This window comes from Scytonema millei VB511283, from assembly GCF_000817735.3.
Taxonomy (GTDB): Bacteria; Cyanobacteriota; Cyanobacteriia; order Cyanobacteriales; family Chroococcidiopsidaceae; genus Chroococcidiopsis; species Chroococcidiopsis millei_B.
The window spans coordinates 1,165,164-1,189,091 of record NZ_JTJC03000001.1 but is presented as its reverse complement, the minus strand read 5'-3'; the positions used below and the strand labels follow the sequence as shown (position 1 = coordinate 1,189,091).

General features: G+C 45.5%; 20 protein-coding genes. 11 read left to right on the top strand and 9 right to left on the bottom strand.

Annotation, left to right across the window (positions count from 1 at the left end):
• Positions 1-28 precede the first annotated feature (28 nt).
• From QH73_RS05365 to QH73_RS05355, 3 genes are all read right to left on the bottom strand, one after another.
• Complete coding sequence (locus QH73_RS05365; RefSeq protein ID WP_132866668.1) at positions 29-202, bottom strand: glycosyl transferase; 174 nt, start codon at positions 200-202, stop codon at positions 29-31.
• 6 nt (positions 203-208) lie between these two features.
• Positions 209-2,449, bottom strand: coding sequence for a hybrid sensor histidine kinase/response regulator (locus tag QH73_RS05360; protein ID WP_039715516.1), 2,241 nt, complete (start codon positions 2,447-2,449; stop codon positions 209-211).
• Positions 2,450-2,648: 199 nt separating this feature from the next.
• Entirely contained in the window at positions 2,649-4,553 is a 1,905-nt protein-coding gene (locus QH73_RS05355; RefSeq protein ID WP_052290030.1) for a HAMP domain-containing histidine kinase, read from the bottom strand.
• Positions 4,554-4,745: 192 nt separating this feature from the next.
• Between QH73_RS05355 and QH73_RS05350 the strand changes: the two genes are divergently transcribed.
• Positions 4,746-5,612 carry a branched-chain amino acid ABC transporter permease gene (locus QH73_RS05350; protein WP_015152752.1) on the top strand — a complete coding sequence of 289 codons (867 nt, stop codon included), beginning with the start codon at positions 4,746-4,748 and terminating at the stop codon, positions 5,610-5,612.
• A gap of 74 nt (positions 5,613-5,686) precedes the next feature.
• Here the strand turns inward: QH73_RS05350 and QH73_RS05345 are convergent, their stop codons facing one another.
• Both QH73_RS05345 and lipA read right to left on the bottom strand, forming a co-directional pair.
• Complete coding sequence (locus QH73_RS05345) at positions 5,687-5,839, bottom strand: photosystem I protein PsaX (RefSeq protein ID WP_015152751.1); 153 nt, start codon at positions 5,837-5,839, stop codon at positions 5,687-5,689.
• Positions 5,840-6,050: 211 nt separating this feature from the next.
• Positions 6,051-6,950, bottom strand: coding sequence for a lipoyl synthase (gene lipA / locus QH73_RS05340; RefSeq protein WP_039717432.1), 900 nt, complete (start codon positions 6,948-6,950; stop codon positions 6,051-6,053).
• 14 nt (positions 6,951-6,964) lie between these two features.
• Between lipA and QH73_RS05335 the strand changes: the two genes are divergently transcribed.
• The 5 genes from QH73_RS05335 (at position 6,965) to murI (ending at position 13,241) form a co-directional block, all read left to right on the top strand.
• Positions 6,965-7,120, top strand: coding sequence for a hypothetical protein (locus QH73_RS05335; RefSeq protein WP_165587619.1), 156 nt, complete (start codon positions 6,965-6,967; stop codon positions 7,118-7,120).
• 284 nt (positions 7,121-7,404) lie between these two features.
• Positions 7,405-7,965, top strand: a complete 561-nt coding sequence (locus tag QH73_RS05330) for a response regulator (RefSeq protein WP_039715515.1) — start codon at positions 7,405-7,407, stop codon at positions 7,963-7,965.
• A gap of 240 nt (positions 7,966-8,205) precedes the next feature.
• On the top strand, positions 8,206-9,600 hold the full coding sequence (locus QH73_RS05325) for a cation:proton antiporter (protein ID WP_052290258.1): 1,395 nt from the start codon (positions 8,206-8,208) through the stop codon (positions 9,598-9,600).
• A 550-nt stretch (positions 9,601-10,150) separates the two neighbouring features.
• Complete coding sequence (locus QH73_RS05320) at positions 10,151-12,223, top strand: N-acetylmuramoyl-L-alanine amidase (protein ID WP_039715514.1); 2,073 nt, start codon at positions 10,151-10,153, stop codon at positions 12,221-12,223.
• Between the two features lie 136 nt (positions 12,224-12,359).
• Entirely contained in the window at positions 12,360-13,241 is an 882-nt protein-coding gene (gene murI, locus QH73_RS05315; protein WP_052290029.1) for a glutamate racemase, read from the top strand.
• 41 nt (positions 13,242-13,282) lie between these two features.
• On the opposite strand, the gene QH73_RS05310 is transcribed toward murI, so the two are convergent.
• Positions 13,283-13,456, bottom strand: a complete 174-nt coding sequence (locus QH73_RS05310; protein WP_165587586.1) for a hypothetical protein — start codon at positions 13,454-13,456, stop codon at positions 13,283-13,285.
• A gap of 314 nt (positions 13,457-13,770) precedes the next feature.
• On the bottom strand, positions 13,771-14,034 hold the full coding sequence (locus QH73_RS05305) for a hypothetical protein (protein WP_039715513.1): 264 nt from the start codon (positions 14,032-14,034) through the stop codon (positions 13,771-13,773).
• A 123-nt stretch (positions 14,035-14,157) separates the two neighbouring features.
• Here QH73_RS05305 and sds point away from each other — a divergent pair, with 123 nt between their 5' ends.
• From sds to dnaG, 5 genes are all read left to right on the top strand, one after another.
• Positions 14,158-15,129 carry a solanesyl diphosphate synthase gene (sds, locus tag QH73_RS05300; RefSeq protein WP_039715512.1) on the top strand — a complete coding sequence of 324 codons (972 nt, stop codon included), beginning with the start codon at positions 14,158-14,160 and terminating at the stop codon, positions 15,127-15,129.
• Between the two features lie 526 nt (positions 15,130-15,655).
• Positions 15,656-18,241, top strand: coding sequence for a sigma 54-interacting transcriptional regulator (locus QH73_RS05295; RefSeq protein ID WP_039715510.1), 2,586 nt, complete (start codon positions 15,656-15,658; stop codon positions 18,239-18,241).
• A gap of 9 nt (positions 18,242-18,250) precedes the next feature.
• Positions 18,251-19,603 carry an ATP-binding protein gene (locus QH73_RS05290; RefSeq protein WP_039715509.1) on the top strand — a complete coding sequence of 451 codons (1,353 nt, stop codon included), beginning with the start codon at positions 18,251-18,253 and terminating at the stop codon, positions 19,601-19,603.
• Positions 19,604-19,673: 70 nt separating this feature from the next.
• Entirely contained in the window at positions 19,674-20,291 is a 618-nt protein-coding gene (locus tag QH73_RS05285) for a class I SAM-dependent methyltransferase (RefSeq protein WP_039715508.1), read from the top strand.
• Positions 20,292-20,342: 51 nt separating this feature from the next.
• Positions 20,343-22,268, top strand: a complete 1,926-nt coding sequence (dnaG, locus tag QH73_RS05280) for a DNA primase (RefSeq protein WP_039715507.1) — start codon at positions 20,343-20,345, stop codon at positions 22,266-22,268.
• A gap of 72 nt (positions 22,269-22,340) precedes the next feature.
• Here the strand turns inward: dnaG and ahr are convergent, their stop codons facing one another.
• The gene (gene ahr / locus QH73_RS05275) at positions 22,341-23,342 is read right to left on the bottom strand and encodes an NADPH-dependent aldehyde reductase Ahr (RefSeq protein ID WP_039715506.1); all 1,002 of its coding nucleotides are present in this window, start codon (positions 23,340-23,342) and stop codon (positions 22,341-22,343) included.
• 67 nt (positions 23,343-23,409) lie between these two features.
• On the bottom strand, positions 23,410-23,919 hold the full coding sequence (locus QH73_RS05270) for a pentapeptide repeat-containing protein (RefSeq protein WP_039715505.1): 510 nt from the start codon (positions 23,917-23,919) through the stop codon (positions 23,410-23,412).
• Positions 23,920-23,928 lie beyond the last annotated feature (9 nt).

Sequence of the window (23,928 nt, the reverse complement as noted above, 5' to 3'; positions counted from 1 at the left end):
TGTAAGAAGTCTGGTTGTTGGTTGTTTGTCATTGGTCATTTGTCATTGGTTGATGGTTGACAGTTGACGGTTGACGGTTGACAGTTGACGGTTGACGGTTGACAGTTGACGGTTGACGGTTGACAGTTGACGGTTGACAGTTGTTGCCCCTCTGCTCCCCTACTCCCTGCTCCCCGATCGCTAGCCACCAGCCACTAGTCACCAACCACTACTCCCTGCTCCCTGGTAAATACAAAGTAAAAGAACTACCATGCCCTAATTCTGAGCGAACGGTGATATCACCGCCGTGTAGTTGAGCGAGGCGACGCGATAAGGCTAAACCCAGTCCCGTACCTTCATATTTCCGGTTCAAACCACTATCAACTTGGTGAAATGGGTGAAAAATTGCTTCACAATCTTCTAGCGCAATACCAATTCCAGTATCTATGACTGAGAATAAAATTTCTTGAGATGTTTGTTCGATGCGCAGTGTAATCGAACCCGTGTCTGTAAATTTGAGCGCGTTAGATAATAGATTGACTAGAATTTGGTTCAAACGCCGTCGATCGGCAGTACAGGTTATTGTCTCAGCAGCGATCGCCAAATGAAATTCTAATCCCCGCTGCCGACAACGTTCTTGAAAAAGAGATAGACAAGCTTGTGCTATATCTTCGATGGATAAGGTTTCTGGGGTTAATTCTTCTTTTCCTGCTTCAATTTTAGTGAGATCGAGTAAGTCATTGATCAGGTCTAATAAATGCTTGCCAGAGGTATGAATGCATTCAACATATTGTTTTTGTTTGGCATTTAACGAACCAAAAATTTGTTCCATTAATACGCCAGAAAAGCCTAAAATTCCCGTTAGGGGTGTCCGCAGTTCGTGACTGATATTACTTAAAAATTCGCTCTTAGCTCGATTGGCTGTTTCTGAAACTAATTTTTCTGCTTCTAATTCTTGGGTACGTTGTTGGACTAATTCTTCTAAACGCTCGTAACTTTGTGCGTTATAGAGGGCGATCGCAGCTTGATCGGCAATTTGTTGCAGTAAGTAAATTTCTTCGTGAGTAAAGGTACGATAAGCATTAGTGGTATGCAAAGATAGACCACCGAAGAGGCGATCGCGAATAAAAATTGGGACGCACAAAACAGAACGAGTACTTGCTTGTTCGATTTGCAACTGTCTAATTCTCGTAGGAGGCAATTGAGAGTAGTTGGGAGCGTGAAAATAGCGCCGACAGTAAAAATCAGAGTCAGGTTCGATTAGATCGGACCATTCTGATTTGGGAAATTGGAGGTTGAGCATTGAGTAAATGCGATCGCTAGCTCGCCACTCTTTCAAAATTTGCACTGTGTCTGTATCGACAGAAAAAATTAACAGTCGATCGACATCAAAACATTCGCCAGTCAGTCTGACAATTTCTTGTAAAATCACATCTGGATCGAGGATAGAATTGAGTGCCTGACTGATCTGATTGAGAGTTTGCTGACGGTGTAATTGCTGCTGTACTTGAGAAAATAATTGGACTTGATGAATGGCGATCGCGCACTGATCGCTAATTGCTCTGACTAGAGAAATCTCTTGCTCCGTCCAATCTCGTTCGCGATCGCACTGGTGCAGGATAATTCCACCTAGAAACGACTGACGATACAACAAAGGGGCAATAATCACAGCGCGAATGTTACATTCTCCGGCAATATCTCGGACTGCTATAGGGACATTCTCATCCATATCGCGAACGATAAGCATCTCTCCCCGCAACAGTTTATCTTTATAGAAGGGGTAAAGAGAGCATTCATGTCCTAGTAAATGTTCCCGTTCTCTGGTCGCAGCGCTAATGTGATAAACTCCCATTTGGGCTTGAGAATTGGGCTGAGAAATGAGGCAACGACTCAAACCCAAAGCTTGGTGTAGCATATCTGCTGTAATTTGCAGCACCTCATCCAGTACCAAAGTTTCGCGCATGGCATGGACGATGTGATTGATAATTGCCTGTTGCTGCGCTTGGAGTTGAGTGCGGGCTGCGGCTTGCTGCTGTTGGCGACGCAGTTCAAATTCTTGCAGCGATCGCTTCAACACTACGGGTAGGCGAAACAACCGCTCTTTCATGACATAATCTGTCATGCCTGCTTTAATGCAATCAACTGCTGCCTCTTCTCCCAGACTGCCAGTCACTAGAATCAGTGGAATCTCATGCCCAGATGCCTGTAAAAGTTGCAACACCTGATATGCCGTAAACTGAGGTAGCCGATAATCTGCCAAGATGGCATCGTAAGTTTGAGTTTGCAGCAGGTGCTGGCACTCACCGTGACTTTTGGCAATATCGAAGGTAAATGCGATCTGGGCGGATTCAAGGGCAAGTATCATCAAATCGACATCTGCCTTTACGTCTTCTACGATTAACAGGTGAAGTTGCGCGGCAATTGACAATTCTTGCCGCTGCATAACCTGAGAATGCTCTAGAGTCTGCATAGTTGGTTGAGCAGAGGGCGAGGACGGGTTTACATGGCAATAGCATCCAAGTACGAACCAAGACGGCACATAATACCGATTCAGGTTTCAAAATCTAATGATTTCACTACGTGGCTGCTGATTTCCAGAGCGTAACATGCATTTTAGTTATTGTCTGCTGTTGCGGTAGTCAAGATTACTCAAGATACGGGAGCGACTCTCAAGAAAGTCTAAATTGGATTAAAAAAGTAGCGCCTTGTTGGGGTATGCTCTCAGCCCAAATTTTGCCACCGTGACGGTGAACGATGCGCTGGACGATCGCTAATCCAATACCCGTACCTTTAAATTCTTTTTGGGAGTGCAGCCGCTGAAAGGCTCCAAACATTTGCTCGGCATATTCCATCTGGAAGCCTACCCCATTGTCTCTAACAAAAATTGTGGTGTTATCTCCTGGCAGCGTGCCAATTTCTATTCTGGCTGGTTGGCGATCGCTACTAAATTTCACGGCATTGTCAATTAAGTTGGCAAACACTTGTCGTAATAAGACTGGATCGCCGTCGATTGTAGGCAAATCCCCAACGATAAATTCGATCTGACGGTCTGTGGGAGTTTGACTTTTAATTAAGGCGATCGCCGCCTCAACTAATTCTCGCACGCTTACAGAAATCTGCGTTAAAGGTTGCCGTCCGGCTCTAGACAAAGCCAATAAACCATCAATCAACTGTGTCATCCTGATGCTGCTATCTTGAATAGTTTGGATGTAACTAGCAATTTTGGGATCGGCGATCGCCTCAGTAGACTCCAAGCGCTGCGCCAAAGCATTGGCAAATCCGTGAATGTGGCGGAGTGGCGCGCGTAAGTCATGAGACACGGAATATGCAAAAGCATCCAATTCCGCATTTGCTAATTCCAATTGAGCCGTGCGATCGCGCACTCGTTTTTCGAGAGTTTCATTCCACTGCTTGATTTTGACTTCGGCTTGCTTGCGCTGAGTAATATCTTCTACTAGTCCCACAATTCGATAAACTTCCCCGGCGCGATCGTGAATTGGAAAGGCGCGAGAGAGTACCCAACGCACCGAACCATCAGGGCGGACGAGCCGAAATTCATGATTAAACTCCTCTAACAGCTTCGTCCCCAGGGGTTTTTGCTCTAAAACGGCAATTAACTCGGCACTATCTTCAGGATGGATTCCCGCCAGGAAAGACGATGGCTGAGCGTACAAACTTTCACAAGTCCGCCCCCACATTTGTTCGTAAGCAGGATTGACATAAAGAATCTGCGTGAGTCCAGGGGTAGACATCCATAAAACTTCGCGTAAATTTTCCGCAATTTGACGAAACTGTGCTTCGCTCTGTCGCAGTTGTTCTTCTACCCGTTGGCGTTCGGTGAGATCCAGGCTACCACCAAAAATGCGCACCGGATGCCCTCGCTCGTCCCTGACGATCAAACCCCGTTCCCAAACATGAATATACTGACCGTAGCGATCGCGCAGGCGATATTCTACCTCAAAATCATTACTATTGCCAGCCAACGCCGAGGACAAAACAGCATAGGCTGGCGGAAAATCATCGGGATGAATGCGCTCGTGCCACCATGCGGCATCAGTTGGAGCTTCCTCCGGTTTGTAACCTAAGACCTTGAGCAATCCTGGAGTTCTTTCGACTGCTTGAGTTTGCAAATCCCACTCATAAATCGTGGCATTAATTGCTGCCGCTCCCATTTGGAAGCGATCGTTTGCCCTGCGCAACTCTGCTTCTACATGGCGTAATTGGGTAAATTGTCGTTCTAGAGAATCTGCTAGTTCGTTAAAAGATTGTGCTAATTGTTTGATTTCTAATGGAGCATAACGTAATTTTGAAATGCAAACTCGAAAATTACCTTGCTCAGCCAATTGACGGCTTGCTTGATTCAGGAGGCGCAACCAACGCCCCAGCAAAACTTCAATTCCCACCCAGACGAGCGCCATTGCACCCGTTGCGGCTAGCATCAGTACCGTACACTCAAACTGAGGAACGCGATCGGTATTGTGAATGAAAAAGAACAGGTACAGGGGTAAAACAGCAAGGGCAACCAGAAATACTAGGTGTGCATGGAGAGTATTGAAAGATTTAGATCCGAGCATTCACAAAAGTTGAATTTAAAAACATGAAATGAATGCACTTTACAAGACGCAAGACGCAACTCGCAAGTCACAAGTCAACCCCACACCCCACACCCCACACCCTACTAGCTACTAGCCACTTCGTTGCTTTTGTACAGATTTTACGCATAACATCTCTACACTGATAACTGATAACTGATAAGTGATACCTGTATGGACGCACAACTGGCTCAATTATTTGTTAATGGGGTAGCTGTAGGTAGCATTATTGCTTTAGCTGCGGTTGGGCTGACGCTGACTTATGGCATTCTACGGTTAGCTAACTTTGCCCACGGCGATTTTATGACTTTGGGCGCTTATTTAACTTTGCTAGCCAATACGAGCGGCATTAATATTTGGCTCTCCATGTTACTCGGAGCAATTGGCACTGTAGCAGCAATGCTGATATCCGAAAAGCTGATCTGGTCAAATATGCGATCGCGGCGTGCCACTTCCACCACGCTCATTATTATTTCGATTGGACTCGCTTTGTTTCTCCGTAATGGAATTATTTTTATCTGGGGTGGTAGTAACAAAAGTTACGATATTCCTACCAGTCCAGCGAGAGAAATTTTAGGAATCAGAATTCCCCAGAATCAAATCGTAGTAATGCTTTTAGCAGTTATCGTTATTTTGGCGCTGCACTACTTGTTACAAAATACGAAGATTGGCAAGGCGATGCGTGCTGTTGCTGACAACCTCGACTTAGCGCGCGTATCTGGGATTGATGTCGATCGCGTCGTACTTTGGACGTGGGCGATCGCTGGAAGCCTCACGGCTTTGGGTGGAAGCATGTACGGCTTAATTACAGCCGTCAGACCGAATATGGGCTGGTTTTTAATTTTGCCGATGTTTGCTGCCACAATTTTAGGTGGAATCGGCAACCCCTACGGCGCGATCGCTGCTGCTTTAGTCATTGGCGTTACCCAAGAACTCAGTACACCTTTCCTCGGTTCTCAATACAAACAAGGTGTAGGTCTGTTCATTATGATTCTGGTGTTGTTAGTACGCCCGAAAGGATTATTCAAAGGTACGATTTGATTCGGCTAGGAAGTCAGTGACCAGCGACTGGCGATCGCTAGTCACTAGCCACCAACTTACTAGCCGCCAGACAACTATGGATTGATAATGTGGAAGTAAATAGCAGCTACCAGAATGTTACCTGCTAGCAGGATCAAGCTAACTATCGTCCGAAAGGGAAACGGAGCGTTAGCATTAGATTTAGCAACATCTTGACCGACAGTTGGTTTAGTTGCTTGAGCAGCCATAAGCTTTTCTCCTCAAAATAAGGGCATCTACAGAAATACCAAACAGCGGTACCCCTTGCCTACTTCCGTTAAAAATATTTTTGTGAAAAGAGTGACTCGTGGCTAGTGACTCGTGACTAGACAAAAGCATTAACCCACTAGCCATTAGCCACTAAGTACTTTTGACTGACAACTGACAACTGATAACTGACAACTGATAACTGATAACTGTTCACTGTCCGGCATGATAGGAGCTACGCACCAAGGGCGCGGAACGGACGTGGCTAAACCCTAAATCGCGAGCGATCGCGCCTAGTTGCTCGAATTCTTCGGGAGTCCAGTATTTTTGGACGGGTAGGTGTTCTAAGGAGGGGCGCATGTACTGCCCAACTGTCAAACGATCGCAGCCTATTGCTCTAAGGTCTGCCATTGTTTCAATAACTTCTTCTGCTGTCTCTCCATGCCCCAACATTAACCCGGATTTTGTCGGAATAATCGGATCGATTTCTTTGACTGTTTGCAGGACTTGCAACGAGCGATCGTACTTAGCTCCTCTTCTGACTCGTCCTTGTAGCCTTTTGACAGTCTCAATGTTGTGGTTGTAACAAGCTGGTTTTGCCCCTACAACTGTAGCAATTCTTTCCCTTTGTCCTACGTCTCCCGCGCCCGCACCACCCCAAAAATCAGCAGTCAATACTTCAATTTGCGTTTGAGGATTGCGATCGCGAATTGCTGTCATGGTAGCAACAAACCAACTCGCTCCTTGGTCAGCTAAATCGTCCCGCGCTACAGAAGTCAAGACGACATAGTGCAATCCTAGTGACTGCACAGCCTCTGCGACTTTCTGCGGTTCTTCTGGGTCGAGTGGCATGGGTGCGTGACCTTTATCCACTTGACAAAAAGCACAAGACCTAGTACAAGTTGGACCCATCAGTAAAAAAGTGGCTGTTTTTTGGGCGTAGCATTCGCCTCGGTTCGGGCAGCGTCCCTCTTCGCAAATTGTGTGAATCTGTCGCTGCTTCACAATTTTTTGAACTGTAGATAATTCGCTTGCCTTACCAATCGGTCGGCGCAGCCATGACGGTAAAGCCTCAATTTCCGACTTGAACTCAGAACGAGAAGATAAAGTCATATATTCAGTGACAAGTGACCAGTGACCAACTTCCATTATTAACCACCAACCACCATTTACCCATTACCAACTACCAATTACCAATTACCCTTTCGATTGACAATTTGCCGACCGAAAATTTACCGAACTATATCTATTTAAGAAAAATTTGGCGATCGCGCAATCAGTAAAAATTCCCTTGGAGACAAAACGCGAACAGCGTTAGGTTTAGTTCGTAGTTATGTTGTGCAAGGTTAGCTAGAAAAGCAAGTTACTGGTGTATTCCAGATGACTGTTACTCTTACTTACGTATATCAATTGAGCGAGTTCGAGATATTGGCGATCGAGAATTTAAATTTACAGTTAACTAATATCTGCCGCACTCACTGTCTAGACTGCACAACCAGATATTCTCGCCTTTAAATCGTATTTTTCCATCTTATTTCCCTTAAAATTCATTGCCGAGGAGTCAGTTGTGGCAAGTAACAAAATCGTAGTTATCGATGACAGTCGCGTAATTCGGATGCGCGTCAAAGAAATGTTGCCACCTGGCAACTTTGATGTTTTAGAAGCAAAAGATGGTTTGGAAGGACTAAACTTAATTCGTCAAGAACGACCGAATCTGATTATGCTTGATTTTTTGTTACCTAAGCTCAGCGGCTGGGAGGTATATCAGCAAATACAACAAAATGCTGAACTGCAAAAAATTCCTTTAGTTGTGATGTCGGGACGCAAAGAAGAAGTTGTCGAGAAAATTCCAGAGCCATTCGAGTATTTTGAATTTATCCCCAAACCATTCGAGCAAAAAGATTTAATTGGTGCAATTAAAGCGGCAATGGTTAAGTCAAAACTGCCGCGCCAAGGAGGAGCAACAACAGCACCAGTAACACCACAGGCGGCTGCAATGGCAACCGGAGCTAGCACAACATCATCCGATCTGCAAGCTTTGAATGGAAAAATTGCTGCTATGCAGGCAGATATAGAACGATTGAAACAGCAGATGGCACAAGTGATGGCTGTGCTGGCTAGAAAATAACCTAGAAGTTAGCTTTGAGGATTTAGCCTTGACGGCTGCTGAAGACAACATACCTGGTAGCGATCGCTGCCAGGTATATTTTTTGGTCATTGGTAAGTGGCTGGTGGAACCAGTATTTAGTGGTTAGACTCAACTCTTGTCACCAGCTACTAGTCACTAGTCACTGATAACTATCAACTGACAACTGATAACTGACTCCCCAAAACTAGTAAATTGAAAAGGATGATTTTTGGACAGCTAATGGAGTTAGATGGTTTTAGCTGGGTAAGTAATTTTACCCTGTGGGGATCTACGCCTTTACTGCTAACCGTACCAGAAGCAGAGGCAAATAGTGCTTTGGTGCTAGCAGGAGTGCTGCTAAGTTTGGTCGTCATTTACTTTGCTAGCAAAGTGGGTGGAGAAATCTCTAACCGCTTTGGCTTACCTCCAGTTTTAGGTGAACTGGTGGGTGGTGTCATTGTTGGAGTTTCTGCCTTACATCTATTGGTATTTCCAGAAGGTGGGGCTGATGCCACGAGTTCTCTGATTATGAATTTCCTTCAAACCACCGCAGGACTAGCACCGGAGGAAGTCGCTCCCACTTTTGCCGCTCAAAGTGAAGTTATTTCAGTTTTAGCTGAGCTAGGTGTGGTGATCCTGCTATTTGAAATTGGGCTGGAATCAAATTTAAAAGAATTAATGGCAGTCGGTATCCAAGCGGCTGTGGTGGCTTGTGTAGGGGTAGCCGTGCCGTTTGGTGCAGGCACGGCAGGGTTGATGATTTGGTTTGGTGTACCTGCCGTGCCTGCGATTTTTGCTGGTGCTGCCTTGACTGCAACGAGTATTGGTATTACTTCCAAAGTCTTGTCGGAACTGGGAACTCTCAACTCAAGAGAAGGTCAAATTATCTTAGGAGCCGCCGTAATTGATGATGTCCTGGGCATCATCGTACTGGCAGTGGTGGCAAGCTTGGCAAAAACTGGCGAAGTGGACGTGGGTAATGTTGTTTATCTGATTATTAGTGCCAGCGGTTTTTTATTAGGGGCAATTCTACTTGGCAATGTTTTCAATAAAACCTTCGTTACCATCGTCGATCGCATCAAGACGCGAGGTGAATTAGTCATCCCAGCTTTTATCTTTGCTTTTGTCATGTCATACTTAGCTGCGGCAATCCATCTAGAGGCGATTTTGGGAGCATTTGCCGCTGGTTTAGTGCTAGACGAAACTGATAAGCGCAAAGAACTTCAGAAACAAGTCGTACCGATCGCGGATATGCTCGTTCCCATCTTTTTTGTCACAGTAGGGGCAAAAACTGACTTGGGAGTCCTCAATCCCGCCGTTCCCAGTAACCGTGAGGGGTTGATTATTGCTATCTTCCTGATTGCTGTGGCGATCGTCGGTAAAGTCGTCACGGGTGCTGCCGTCTTCGGACAACCTGGCATCAATCGTTTAGCGATCGGGGTAGGCATGATTCCTAGAGGCGAGGTAGGACTAGTATTTGCTGGCGTTGGTTCTGCAAGCGGCGTTCTTTCTAAACCGCTAGAAGCTGCGATTATCATGATGGTGATTCTTACCACGTTTTTAGCACCCCCCCTCTTGCGTTTCGTCTTTCCACCCACCACTGCTGTAGGAGGTGAACCAGAAACTCCCGTGTAGAGAGACAAGGAGGACAAGGAGGACAAGGAAGAAATTCAATTCCACAAGCCAAAACCCTAAATTTCCCTCACTCCTCGCTCCTCACTCCTCACCCCGCAAAATTGTAAATTTTGATGTACTTTTATCGTTCTGTTACGGGCAGACTGCGATCGCTGCCGCAAGATACGGTACTAAATTAAAAAACGCGATCGCGTCACTACTAAGGAGGGTCAAAAAACTATTAGCATTTGAAAAATTATGCATTACACTACTGAAATCTTCTGCTACTCAGTTCAATATTTCTTAAAATGAATGGCTCAATTGAAATAAATTAATCGATCGCTTGTTGGTGTGAGCGGACTGCAATGGGAATACTTAGATGAAGCGCGAATCGTCAAAATTGATGAGAAGCATTTCACATTATGTTTAAATCTAGTTTCAACCATTATTGGAGGACTCAGGTATACTCATGGTCGGCATTGGCTCGACACTGCGGGATCGGATGGAGTGAAACAGCGCCAACAGAGGAGACGTTGACAGCTGGGATGCATGCGCATAAGGAGAAAGCACCGTGAAATTATACTGGCTTTTACCCAGTACTTTAGGCATTTTTCTAATCTCGTCTCCTACTGAGGCGGCGAGTCTGAAATCGTGGCATTTTAATGCCAAACAAAATCGACTGGAAATCAAAACAGAAGGCAAAGTTCAACCCAGAGCAAAGCTGGTATTTAACCCCACGCGCCTAGTGATTGACTTGCCGGGGACAGCTCTGAAGCGAACGACAGTCAAACAGAAAGCAGGTGGAGCGTTTCGCGCTCTCCGAATTGGACAGGTTGACAAGAAAACGACGCGGATTGCGCTCGAACTCAGTCCAGAGTACAGTCTCGACCCTAACCAGGTAAAGGTTCGCGGTGCTTCTCCCAGTCATTGGTTGGTGCAATTGCCGCAGCCAGAAAAGATTGCTAGCTCGTCTCCCGCTCCTGCACCGCAGTCGTCAGACGAGCCTGCGTCCTCAGAATCTCCGCAGCCATCTGTAGAGCCACCAGCTGCGACTACGCCTCCAGAATCTCCGCAGCCATCTATGGAGCCGCCAGCAGCGACTACTGCACCTTTGACGGCTGCCCCTTCATCACCACCAACGGAGCTACCAGCAGCGACTACTGCACCTTTGACGATCGCAGCGCCAAGACAATTAGAAGCAGCACCTTTATCCAATCCTAGTCCTGCTGTCTCTCCACCCAGGCAGTATTTACGGCGCACCAACCGCACTACTACACCAGTCACGCCTATCCCAGCTGCCAATAGCCTGCAAGTGCAAGGCGTTCGTGCTACGGGTGATGGCTTTTTTATCCGTACTGTTGGCACTGGCAAGCTCGATGTTAGTATCGATCGCAACTCTGACGGGGACGAAGACAAAATTATTGTCGATCTTAAGGGCGCGAGTTTAGCACCTAATTTCTTGCCCCCAAAGGCATTTAGCCGTTTTGGGGTCAAAAAGATTTTCCTCAGTCAAGCTCAGTCCGAGCGACCAATCGTCCGCCTCACGATGGAAGTCGATCGCGATAGCCCTAACTGGCGGGCGATGGTCAGTCGATTTGGAGGTCAGTTGGGCAATCAATTCGGTGGAGTCGTTTTACTTCCGAGTCGAAATCGGTATACGGATCGCGCTGTTAGAGAGCGGCGCAACAGAACGACAGAATTAGCCACAATTGAATCGGTGGACTTGCGTGGCGATCGCCTCTACATCAAAGGCGATCGAACTTTAGTCTACGCTAGTGGTTGGGATCGGTCGTCTGCTGCCTACAGCATTACTATTACTAACGCTCAATTAGCTAGAACGGTACAGGGACCGACTTTAGATACTAGTAGCCCAGTGCTGAGGGTGCGCTTGCGGCAGACCGATCCGCGCACGGTCACAATTTTAGTCCAGCCAGCGGCAGGAATACGAGTTGGAGAGGTCGAGCAACCTAGCCCGGAGTTTCTCTCGCTAGATTTGAAGCGCTCGTCGATGGTTCTAGTCCCGCCATCGTCTCCAACGACTAATCCTTCAATTTCCGTTCCGCCGCCAGTACCCGCAGCACCACCTCGAGCCCGCGATCGCAATGGGAAAACAATTGTGGTCATCGACCCAGGACACGGTGGCAAAGACCCAGGAGCTGTTGCAGGAGGAGTGCATGAAAAAGATATTATTCTGCCAATAAGCAATCGAGTTGCTCAGATATTGGAACAAAACGGCGTTCATGTCGTGCTGACGCGGGATAGCGACTATTTTGTAGGGCTACAAGGACGGGTAGATATCGCCGAGCGAGTGAATGCGGATCTATTCGTCAGCATCCACGCCAATTCCCTACCGACGCGCCCAGATATCAGTGGTTTGGAGACTTATTATTTTGATAGCGGCTACAATCTAGCCGTAACAATTCACAATGCTATGTTGCGAAATGTTCCAAATCTTCGCGATCGCCGCGTGAGAAAGGCTAGATTTTACGTCCTACGCAAGAGTTCTATGCCAGCTGTTTTAGTAGAAACTGGGTTCATGACCGGGCAACATGATGCCCCGCGTTTGAAAACGGCTGCTTATCAAAATCAACTGGCAGAAGCGATCGCTCAGGGTGTTCTTCAGTACATTAAACAACAACGTTGACACTACGGTAATGTCAGTGTTAATTATCAACTTGACGGATGGGTTTGCGTTACTGGTTGCCGCTTTTGCTAATACCAGTTAACAAACTTGCCCATAGGTTCTGTGCTAAGCATAATTAACGGGTTAAGCTCGAACTGTGTTTTATTCCTATCTTTCTATCAATAATCCTTCCGATTTTCCCAGTCGAGAACCCCAACAATCGCCAATTGGCGTATTTGATAGTGGTGTGGGTGGTCTTACTGTTTTAACTCAGCTGTATCGGCAGCTACCAAACGAATCTATTTTATACTTTGGCGATACGGCTCGCCTACCTTACGGCACGCGATCGCCAGCCGAGATCGTACAATTTACTCGCGAAATTCTCTGCTGGATGCAACAGCAGCAGGTAAAAATGGTCGTGATGGCTTGTCACACAGGTTCCGCTCTAGCTTTAGAGACGGTGCGGTGGGAATTTCCGTTTCCCATTTTGGGTGTGATTTTACCTGGAGCAAAGGCGGCGGTAAAACAAGGTAAACGCATCGGTGTAATTGCAACCCCAGCAACTGCTGCTAGCAACGCTTTTCCACAGGCAATTCAAGAGATTGATAGTACTGCTAAAGTCTGGCAAGTCGGTTGTCCCGAATTCGTGCCTCTGATCGAAGATAATCGGATCAACGAGCCATACACTAAAGAGGTAGCACGGCGCTATCTGGCTCCCTTAATTCAGCAGCAAATCGATACTCTGATCTACGGCTGTACCCACTATCCTCATTTATCACCCGTGCTGCGATCGCTTTTACCTACTAGCATCAAGCTGGTCGATCCGGCAATTCACGTTGTCAAAGCCGTAGCTTGCGAACTCGATTTACTAGGACTGCGAAATAATTTACCACCGATGCCAACTCGCTTTTGTGTCAGTGGTTGCCCCCAGCAGTTTATCCAGTCCTCCGTCCGATGGCTGGGTTATGCTCCTGTGGTGGAAAAAGTTAATTTAGAAACAGTCCTTACTCCCAGTTATCCCCTAGAACTTTTGGACTAGAGCCGTTTGTAGAGACGTTATATGTAACGTCTCTACACCAATCACCGATCGCTAGTCGCTGATAGTTGACCCAACCCTTCCTCTTGAGGAGTCGAGATGTCCCGAGTCTCGGGATTTTTTACGTGCCTTTGCGCTAACAGTAGTAAAAGGTAAACAGTCAATAAATAACCAGTTGCCAAACAAGGAATAATCATGGGTACGTTGCCGTAAGTCATTGTGCCGCCAGCGAGTCAAGAAAGAGAAATAATGTTTAGAAAAATAAGACAGCGCAAAGCATCGACCAAAAGCAGCTTTTGGCAGTTTCCACGTCGCAATAAGTTCCTACCAGTCAGTCAAACGAATGCCTCGCCAGCTGCTGGTTCCCTCACTGTTTTCCGCACACCACTAACTTAATTTCCGAGATTATCTCTCTATTCAAAACCTTTAAGCGCTAGCAGGTCTACCAAACAAAATTAACTGACTGGCACTTAAAGATTTCGGAACGATGCCGAGGTTCTGGATTGCGTTTGGGTATGCGCACCTAATCAACTCAGCCGATATCGTTACTCTTGGCAACTTGCTCGACTGTGTTGAATTTGTGAATTGGTTTAAATGCTTCAGTATCTAGGCTAACACATGAATCTAGACTTTTAGTCACTAATGTTGCCTTTAAATTTAAAATCAACGGTCGGATAGATAAATCTTGGGTAAATTTACTGAACTTGAGAAGGATGACTTTGACAAAGCGAAGTTTTTCTAAGTGCTTTTGCTTAATTGTAGCTAAGGCTACGACAATTTTTCTCAGGAAATGCATTAGGGCGATCGCGACGATTGCGAAAAATTACGTTTACCAAAACTTCCCCCTTGCCGAGGCTTAGCTTAAAATGAGTACAGAATATGTAAAATTTCGTAAAAAACTATTAGAGTCAGCTCCTTCATGACATCAGCGACTTCCCTATTTTCTCCAGTTGAAGCAGACCTGCGTATACTGTCAGAGAACCTAATAGAACTAGTAGGAACTCGTCATCCCATCCTCTCCGCCGCAGCAGAGTACTTGTTTGGAGCTGGAGGAAAACGGGTGCGACCAGCAATTGTTTTGCTGATGTCGCGGGCGACGATGCTAGATGAGGAAATCACTCTCCGTCACCGCCGACTAGCGGAAATTACGGAGATGATCCATACAGCAAGTTTGGTACACGACGATGTAGTGGATGAAGCTCCGATGCGGCGCGGCGTTCCTACCGTCCATAGCTTGTTTGACAACCGAATTGCTATCTTAGCAGGTGACTTTTTATTCGCTCAGGCTTCGTGGCATTTAGCCAATTTAGACAATCTGGAAGTGGTCAAACTCCTTTCAGAAGTGATTATGAACTTCGCCACAGGCGAGATTCAGCAGGGGATGACTCGGTTCGATACCGCAATGACGATTGAGGCTTACTTAGATAAAAGCTATTACAAAACAGCTTCTTTGATTGCCAATAGCTCTAAGGCTGCGGGTTTACTCAGTGGCGGCTCAAAAGAAATTGTCGATCGCATGTACGGCTACGGTCGCCACTTAGGTTTAGCATTCCAAGTCGTGGACGATATTTTGGACTTTACGGGTTCGACAGAGGTTTTGGGTAAACCAGCCGGATCGGATCTCAAAAGCGGTAATTTAACCGCACCAGCTTTATATGCTTTGGCAGAAAAGCCCTATCTTGAAGTCTTAGTCGAACGACGCTTCGAGCAGGAAGGGGATCTGGAAGAAGCGCTGGCGTTGATTAAGGATAGTCAAGGCATTCAAAAAGCTAGAGAGTTAGCCTCTTACCACGCTAACCAAGCCGTAGAATGCATCGGTTATCTTCCAGTTTCGGAATCTCGACAAGCCTTGATTGCTATGAGTGATTATGTGTTGAATCGGCTGTATTAAATGGGGAGTCGTAGGGGCGCACAGAGAAAGCGCCCGTACGGGAGTCGGGAGTCGGAAAATTTTGGATTGTGGATTGAAATTTCTCCCTCAGCCACCGAGAGCCTCCTCAGCTCGAGAGCAGCTCTCTTCTCTCCTTGTCTCCCTTCTCCTTTCCTAGTTTCCAGTCCCTTTACGAGCGATCGCAACGGCTGAAGAAAATGGCAGCCATAATGATGAAGCCTAAAAGTGTCAAAGGAACCCAGAGATTAGGGAGATCTGAGCTGCTCATAAGTAAGTCAAAAGTCAAAAGTTAAAAGTCAAACTATTGGCGTTCTTTTTTGCGCCTTTGCTACGGACACTTTCTTTAACGGGGGGAACCCCCGCACAGAAGTGCCCTCGTCTTTGCGCGAACCAAAATCTTACCTCTGAATATAACTTGGCATCAAAATACCCCACAATGTAATAGTTTTTGTCGAAACGCGCTACATGCGCCTCGAATTCATAATTGAGAGTCACAATAAATAGAAGTATTGGCAAGGGGGATACGATGTCTCCAGATTTACTCATCTGGCTGCAAGAGCGAACGGCGCTATCGGTGCTATCGTCAGAGGTATTAAATGCGATCGCCCAAGTTGCTGTAGAACGAGTCATCCCTGCTAACGAGCGTTTAGTTGTAGAAGAGACTGACCCAGAAGCGCTTTATATTCTGCAACAAGGTCGCTTGGAGAGTAAATACACTAATTCGACTAGTTCCGTATGGGCGACTAGTTTGCTTCCTGGGTCAGTCATTAATCTCCAAGAGTTAATCTTAGAACAGCCAGTGCAAAGAACGGTGACTGCCTTGACAGAATGTCACTTATGGGCAGTGCCAACGGCAGAATTTCAGCAGATTGTCGGACAATACCCCGAAATCTTTCAAACGATTTCGCGCCAGCTAGCGCAAGAATTAAGCCAATTAACTTCAGCACTATCATACGAACAAGAACGAGCGATCGCCCTGCGCCCATATTTAGTCACTAAAGTCAAGCGCGGTATCATCGGTACGAGTCGTTATGCGGTGCGGCTGCGTCAAGAAATTAGAGAAGCAGCTAGTAACAAAAAATCAGTTCTCATTTTTGGCGAACCAGGATTAGAAAAAGACAATATTGCCACCTTAATTCATTTTGGTTCTCCTCAACGCCGCCAGCCGATTATTAAAGTTAACTGCAATTTACTACAAACCAGTGGCGCAGATCTTTTTGGTCGTGTCGGCGGGAAGCCAGGGTTGCTGGAATGGCTAGGTGAAGGAACGCTAGTTTTGAATAATACTCAAGAACTGCCCGAAGAGTTAGTGCCGAAAATCGCGCAATTGCTGCAAACTGGGACTTATAATCCTGTCAGCCGTTCTGAAGATACGCCAGATGTTACTCGCACGACTCAAGCACGGATTTTAGCGATCGCCGAACGAACTCAACCTGCGATCGCACGTTGCATCGGACAAACAATCAAAGTACCCCCATTACGGGTACGAAAAACCGACCTTAAAGCTCTAGTAGAATATTACATCAGTTTGTACACTCGCAGCGAGGGATTAGCCAAATCGAAAATTGCCCCCGAAGCTTTACGTCGCTTACAGTCTTATGATTTTCCCGGCAACTTAAAAGAGTTACAAAGTTTAGTCGATCGGGCGATCGTGCAGTCGGGAGAAGAAACTGAGTTAACGGAAGAAATTTTTTGGTCGGCACAAACGAAGAAAAAACAATTTCGCGTCAACTTATTAAATATCTATCCTGGTTTACGCCGATTTCTCCGCAGTTCTTGGTATCCAGACCGGATTAACTATGGCTTTACCTTGTGGTTTTTTGCCTTCATTGTCATTATCTTATTTGTTGGTCCCCAACAGCGAGATCGAAATTTCGCCTTAAATATGTTTTGGGCTTGGTGGTGGCCCCTCGTATTATTGGGTTTTCCGTTTGTGGGTAGATTATGGTGTGCGGTGTGTCCGTTTATGATTTACGGCGAAGTCACGCAAAAGCTATCTCAATGGTTGTTTCCCCAACGTAAATTGAAACAGTGGCATCGAGAACAAGCAGAAAAGTGGGGTGGCTGGTTTTTATTCGGTTTATTTACGCTAATTTTTCTCTGGGAAGAACTTTGGAATTTAGAAAATACGGCTTATCTTTCTAGCTGTTTATTACTATTAATTACAGCGGGAGCCATGATTTTTTCGGCAATTTTTGAACGGCGATTTTGGTGTCGCTATTTGTGTCCGATTGGCGGAATGAACGGGCTATTTGCTAAGTTGTCGATGACAGAGTTAAGGGCGCAGCAAGGAACTTGTTCGGCAGAATGTACGACTTACCAGTGTTACAAGGGTGGTCCTCAAAAAGGTGAGGGAATGGAGACTAATGGTTGTCCGTTATATTCCCATCCGGCGCAGTTGGAGGATAACCGCGATTGCGTGTTGTGCATGACTTGTTTAAAAGCTTGTCCGCATCGTTCGGTTGAGTTGAATTTACGTCCGCCAGGAATTGAGTTGTGGACAACTCACGTCCCTCATACTTATGAGGTGGCGCTATTGTTGTTGTTGTTAGGCGGAATTTTTCTACACCGTTTACCGGAAATTCAAACTAGTTTGGGTTTGGAGATCGATCTGACGCAGTTTTTGCCTCATTTGGGTTTGTCTTTGTTTGTTTTGTTGGTTCCGGCTGGGTTTGTTTTTGTGGTTTATGGGTTGATGCGATCGCTTTTTTGGGTGAAGAATTATGTCACGCAAAGGCGCAGAGGCGCAAAGGATACAAAAGATATTTCACGTTTTATGGTAAAGCCTTTTGGGGAGTTGGTATATGGGTATTTACCGTTGGTTTTGGGTGGAAGTTTGGCGCACTATCTGCGATTAGGATTGGGAGAAGCAGGACGCATTTTACCCGTGACTTTTGCAACTTTTGGTTTGAGTGGAACGGGATTACCTGTGGTGGTGGCGCATCCGGCTGTGATTGCATTTTTACAAGGAACGACGCTGATTTTTTCTGTATTATTGACAGTGGTATTGACTCAGAAAATTGCGCGTCAACCGTTGCGAATGATGTTAACACAGCATCTAGGGGCTGTAATTATTGCTGCTAGTATTTGGGCGATTGTTGTGGGGAGATAGCGCCGAAACATGGATACTCAAACGAATTCATCTTTTGAATTTTTACAACTGCAAGCAGCTTCTTTACTAATATACCAATCTGTCTTAACAGATGAGGTAGGACAGGCTTTTCTTAATTTACTACGTTCTTTACGCCAAATCGATTTGTTACAGTCGTTGCGACACAACGAGGTAGATGAATTAGGATGCGTTCGCGCTTATGGAAATTATTTTAAGGCGATCGCATCTTGTAACCAATCCTGGCAAGATTATTTAATTAGCCAAATTCTGGTAGATAATAATCCGTTTTCAAGACAAATTCAAAATACTGATTTAGTAGATTTACCACCATCTCTCATCGCCGCCGTTCAGCAAGATTTACAAGCTTTACAAAGCCTCTATCAATGTAGTGGAATTCAATTAAGCCAATGGGTACAAGCCGCAGCTAAACTCAATGTTCCTCCAGTAGCTTGGACTGAAATACATACAAAAAAAACTACGGAAATAATCAGCGATCGCACCATTTACCACAAATTATCACAACTCGAAAACTGGGCGGATATCCTATCGGATTTAGCCGCATACTATTGCCAACATGGTACGGGTATCTTTGCTAAATATCGGGCATTACGCTGGCAGTCGGGACAACTTATTGGTATTCCCCATGCCGATCCAGTGCAGTTACAACAGTTGGTAGGATACGAGTATCAACGAGATACATTGAAAAAAAATACAGAATTCTTACTTGCAGGTTATCCTGCCCTCCACGTTTTACTATACGGTAGTCGGGGTTCGGGAAAGTCGTCTTTGGTAAAGGGATTATTACATGAATATGGCGACAAAAACTTACGTTTAATTGAAGTTGCTAAATCTGATTTAGCTGCTTTACCTGCAATTGTCGAGCAACTGCGGGGCGTGCCGCAAAAGTTTATTATATTTGTTGACGACCTCTCATTTGAAGAAGATGACGATGCTTTTAAAGCCTTGAAAGTTGTTTTAGAAGGAAATTTAACCGCCCGTCCTCAGAATGTGGTTGTTTATGCGACTTCTAACCGTCGCCATTTGGTCAGAGAAATGTTTGGCGATCGCCCCCGTCCGAGTCAAAATGAAGAGGTAGGCGTGTGGGATACTGTACAAGAGAAGCTTTCATTTAGCGATCGCTTTGGGTTAACTTTAACTTTTGAACCAGCAAATCAAGATACTTACTTACATATTGTGCGACATTTGGCAAGTCTAGCTGGTATTAGTATTTCCGACACAGACTTAGATTACCGCGCTTTACAATGGGCAACTAGACATAACGGACGTTCTGGACGTACGGCGAGGCAATTTGTAGACTTTTTACAAGCTGATTTGAATTTGGGCAGTCAGTCTCGGGAATAAATTTTTAATAAGTTTATTTTCGCTAAAATACAAGAACTAAAGCTGTTATAAGTCTGTCTAGGAGGAATCAATGGGATTTTATTCACAAAGAATCCTACCTTACTTGCTTGACTGGTCGTTGTCCGATCCGACTATGGCTCAATATCGAAAAGAAGTTTTGGCAAATGTGACGGGAGAAGTTTTAGAAATTGGTTTTGGTACGGGTTTAAATCTCTCTTACTATCCAGAAAACATTGATAAATTGGTAGCAATTGATGCTAACCCTGGCGTTCATGCTTTGGCTCAAAAGCGCATCCAAAAATCTCATATTACTGTAGACAATCGCGTGTTGAATGGCGAAAACTTGCCAATGGCAGATAATACGTTTGATAGCGTTGTCAGTACTTGGACGTTGTGTAGTATTGCCAAAGTCGAACAAGCACTGCAAGAAATCTATCGGGTATTAAAACCAGGAGGAAAATTCTTTTTTGTAGAACACGGACTGAGTCATGAACCTCAAGTTCAAGTTTGGCAAAACCGCTTGACTCCACTCCAAAAAGTTATTGCCGATGGCTGTCACTTTAATCGTAATATTAAACAACTAGTAGAAAAACAATTCGACCTGGTAACTGTCGAAGAGTTTTACGCAGAGAAAACACCCAAATTTGTTGGTTATTTATATCAAGGTGTTGCTACTAAAGCTGGTTAAAGAAGTACTGATAACTGATAACTGATAACTGATAACTGATAACTGACCGATATGCAAATTCCTCGCCTGCACCCCGATACAGTCGAACAAGTCAAACAAAGAGCTGATGTTGTTGATATCGTCTCGGAACACGTTGTTCTGCGCAAGCGTGGGAAAGATTTTGTCGGTTTATGCCCGTTTCATGATGAGAAAACCCCTAGTTTTAGTGTCAGCCCTGGCAAGCAAATGTATTATTGCTTCGGTTGTGGGGCTGGAGGGAATGCAATTACATTTTTGATGGAATTGGGCAAGACTTCTTTCAGCGAGGTAGTACTAGATTTAGCACGGCGCTATTCCGTACCCGTACAAACTTTAGAACCAGAACAGAGACAAGAATTACAGCGTCAGATATCGCTGCGAGAGCAATTATATGAGGTGATGGCTGTTGCGACGCAATTTTATCATCATGCTTTGCAGCAACATCAAGGGCAGCTAGCTTTAGATTATTTGCAACAAAAACGGCAATTTAACTCAGAAACAATTCAGCAATTTAAGTTAGGATACGCGCCTGCGGGGTGGGAAACTCTTTATCGTTATTTGGTGGAACAAAAACGATATCCCGTACAAATCGTAGAACAAGCAGGATTAATTCGACAACGACAGTCAAAAGATGGATATTACGATTATTTTCGCGATCGCATCATCATCCCAATTTGCGATCCGCAAGGGCGATTTATCGGGTTTGGGGGTAGAAGTTTAGGTGACGAACAACCGAAATATCTTAATTCTCCTGAGACGGATATTTTTAATAAGGGTAGAACTTTATTTTGTTTAGATAAGGCTAAAAACGAGATTGCCAAACAAGATCGGGTAGTAGTAGTAGAAGGATATTTCGATGCGATCGCCCTTCACGCTGCCGGAATTACTCATTCTGTCGCCTCGTTGGGAACGGCTTTGAGTATCGAACAAGTCCGAGCTTGTTTGCGTTATAGCGAATCAAAACAACTTATTCTTAATTTTGATGCAGATGCGGCAGGAACGCAAGCTACAGAGAGAGCCATAGGAGCGATCGCTAATCTTGCCTATCAAGGCGAAGTCAATTTACGCATTCTCAACTTACCAGATGGCAAAGATGCAGACGAATATCTCCACACTCATAGTCCAGAACATTACCGCGAACTTTTACATAATGCCCCGCTATGGTTAGATTGGCAGATCCTACAGCTAGTAGCTAATCGAGATTTGAAGCAAGCGCCAGAAGCACAACAAGTCATGGCAAGTATGGTGAAATTGCTACAACAAATAAGCGACAGCAATCAACGCCAGCACTACATTCATCGCTGTGCTGAAATTTTAAGTTTAGGCGATGCCAGACTCGTACCTTTGTGGATTGAAAATTTATTAGATCGAGTTGCACCGAATAGTTATCGCAAGCCAGCACCACCGAGAAAACAACAAGCTAGCAATTCTCACTTACCTGTAGCGGGCGATCGCGCCTTACTGGAACAAGCAGAGGCAATTTTGTTACGAATTTACCTACACCATCCAGAATACCGTCAGATCGTCACGGAAGCCCTACAGGAACGAGATTTACAATTCGATCTACCTCACCACAGTTTTCTCTGGCAGCAGATTTTGGAAAATCTAGAGACGTTAAGTGTATCGTCTCCCCAATCGTCAGATTTAATTTCGCGGCTCCAAGTGCAGTGTATGGAGTATGAAGGTGAGACAAAAGCGATCGCCCGTTTATTTCACCTAGATGAAAAGACGCAAATCGAACTCTCGCGATTTGCCCAGGTGATTCAAGCGGCGACAGCTTGCATGGAACGGGTGCAGTGCGAAAAACGCTACCGTCAATTTCTCCAATTGTGGGAACAAACCGACGAAGTAACTGCACCAGAACAATCTCAGTCATATTTTGAGTCGTTACGGCAAGCCCAGCAACGGCTGTTGGAATTGGACAAGCAACGGCAGTTTGCGCTTGCAGATTTGATTTGATGGTAGTTGGTAGTTGGTAGTTGGTAGTTGGTAGTTGGTAGTTGGTAGCAAATGACCGATGACAAATGACAATTAGTGTTTCAACACGATCCGATACCGTGCTTTGCCACTACGTAGGTGTTCTAATGCCTCATTTACTTGGTCAAAACTGAAGGTTTCAATTATGGGTTCGATCTGATGGCGGGTGGCAAAGTCGAGCATTTGGGTGACAGTAGCCGGACTACCCAAGGGACTGCCAGAGATCGATCGCTGAGCCATAATTAAGGGAAAAATTTCCGTAGAAATAGGGTTAGGAACCACACCCACAAAATGCAATCGTCCTTTAGGACGCAAACAGGCAATGTAGGTACTCCAGTCTAGATCGACATTGACAGTAGAAAGAATTAAGTCAAAAGAGCCTTCCACCGATTTAAGTGCATTTGAATCGCGGGAGTTGATGAAGTGGTTCGCACCCATTTCCCTTGCTTCTGGTTCCTTATCAGCGCTGCTGGAAAAGGCGCTGACATCGCAGCCCCAAGCATGAAGAAATCTCAATGCCATGTGTCCCAAGCCGCCAATACCAATGACTCCAACGCGATCGGTAGGCTTAACATCAAATTGGACGATCGGGTTAAAAACCGTAATCCCGCCACAAAATAAGGGTCCCGCTGACACTGGCTGCATGGCATCGGGTAAGGGAGCAACCCAAGCTTCATGGGCGCGTACCTTGTCGGCAAAGCCACCATAGCGACCGACAATTGTACCTTCTGCGGTGGCACAAAGGTTGTGATTGCCAGACATACACCATTCGCAAGTCATGCACGATCGCGAATACCATCCCAATCCGACACGCTGCCCGACTTGGAGTTTTTTGACGGCACTACCAACATCCGCAATCTTGCCTACAACTTCGTGTCCTGGGACAAATGGATATTGCGTTATGCCCCAGTCATTATGGAGCATACTCAAGTCGCTATGGCAAATTCCGCAGTATTCTACATCGATCTCTACATCTTCGCTACCGAGCGGTTTTGGATCGTACTCGAAAGGCTTGAGTTCTCCACCTTTTTCTAAAGCTGCGAAGGCACGAATCATCTATCAGTCCTCGTGAAATGACACGGCAAACTTCATCGTAAAAGATTGCGATAAAGATTGCGATCGCTTATGGACAGAATAAAGTATCGCGGGTGGCACGTCCTGTAGTTGGGTTAACACCTTTAGCAACTTGACACAATTTATCTTGCACGTCGCGGCGCATTAAAACATCCGTGAAATCGGCTCCATCAATTACAGCACCATCAAATTTGGTATTTGCCGCAAATGCGCCTTCTAAAATAGCATCCTTTAAATTGGCTCTGGTCAAGCGTGCCGAGTCTAGAGTGGCACTTGCCAAATTCGCCCCCTCAAAATTTGCCGAATCTAAATTAGCAGCAAACAAGCTAACTCCTTCCAAATTAGAGTGACTGAAGTTGCTACTACGCAAATTGGCGTGGCTGAAGCTAGAGTCCGTCAAGTCGCGCCCAGAGAAATCTGTCTCAATCAAACTTTCTTTGTTGTAGTCCAGCGCTACAGCAGGGGGAACAATAGCAAAAAGTACTGAAAATGCGATCGCACCCCACAGTACAACAGCGAATATAGATTTCCAAATTCGATTTCCTAGCCCAGAATTCATAATCTTTCA

What these genes read in the sequence shown, in the direction of transcription:
- QH73_RS05360 (WP_039715516.1), bottom strand. Translation starts at nt 2,449, where the DNA reads ATGCAGACTCTAGAGCATTCTCAGGTTATGCAGCGGCAAGAATTGTCA.
- QH73_RS05355 (WP_052290030.1), bottom strand. Translation starts at nt 4,553, where the DNA reads ATGCTCGGATCTAAATCTTTCAATACTCTCCATGCACACCTAGTATTT.
- QH73_RS05350 (WP_015152752.1), top strand. Translation starts at nt 4,746, where the DNA reads ATGGACGCACAACTGGCTCAATTATTTGTTAATGGGGTAGCTGTAGGT.
- QH73_RS05345 (WP_015152751.1), bottom strand. Translation starts at nt 5,839, where the DNA reads ATGGCTGCTCAAGCAACTAAACCAACTGTCGGTCAAGATGTTGCTAAA.
- lipA (WP_039717432.1), bottom strand. Translation starts at nt 6,950, where the DNA reads ATGACTTTATCTTCTCGTTCTGAGTTCAAGTCGGAAATTGAGGCTTTA.
- QH73_RS05325 (WP_052290258.1), top strand. Translation starts at nt 8,206, where the DNA reads ATGGAGTTAGATGGTTTTAGCTGGGTAAGTAATTTTACCCTGTGGGGA.
- QH73_RS05310 (WP_165587586.1), bottom strand. Translation starts at nt 13,456, where the DNA reads ATGACTTACGGCAACGTACCCATGATTATTCCTTGTTTGGCAACTGGT.
- QH73_RS05305 (WP_039715513.1), bottom strand. Translation starts at nt 14,034, where the DNA reads ATGCATTTCCTGAGAAAAATTGTCGTAGCCTTAGCTACAATTAAGCAA.
- sds (WP_039715512.1), top strand. Translation starts at nt 14,158, where the DNA reads ATGACATCAGCGACTTCCCTATTTTCTCCAGTTGAAGCAGACCTGCGT.
- QH73_RS05295 (WP_039715510.1), top strand. Translation starts at nt 15,656, where the DNA reads ATGTCTCCAGATTTACTCATCTGGCTGCAAGAGCGAACGGCGCTATCG.
- QH73_RS05290 (WP_039715509.1), top strand. Translation starts at nt 18,251, where the DNA reads ATGGATACTCAAACGAATTCATCTTTTGAATTTTTACAACTGCAAGCA.
- QH73_RS05285 (WP_039715508.1), top strand. Translation starts at nt 19,674, where the DNA reads ATGGGATTTTATTCACAAAGAATCCTACCTTACTTGCTTGACTGGTCG.
- dnaG (WP_039715507.1), top strand. Translation starts at nt 20,343, where the DNA reads ATGCAAATTCCTCGCCTGCACCCCGATACAGTCGAACAAGTCAAACAA.
- ahr (WP_039715506.1), bottom strand. Translation starts at nt 23,342, where the DNA reads ATGATTCGTGCCTTCGCAGCTTTAGAAAAAGGTGGAGAACTCAAGCCT.
- QH73_RS05270 (WP_039715505.1), bottom strand. Translation starts at nt 23,919, where the DNA reads ATGAATTCTGGGCTAGGAAATCGAATTTGGAAATCTATATTCGCTGTT.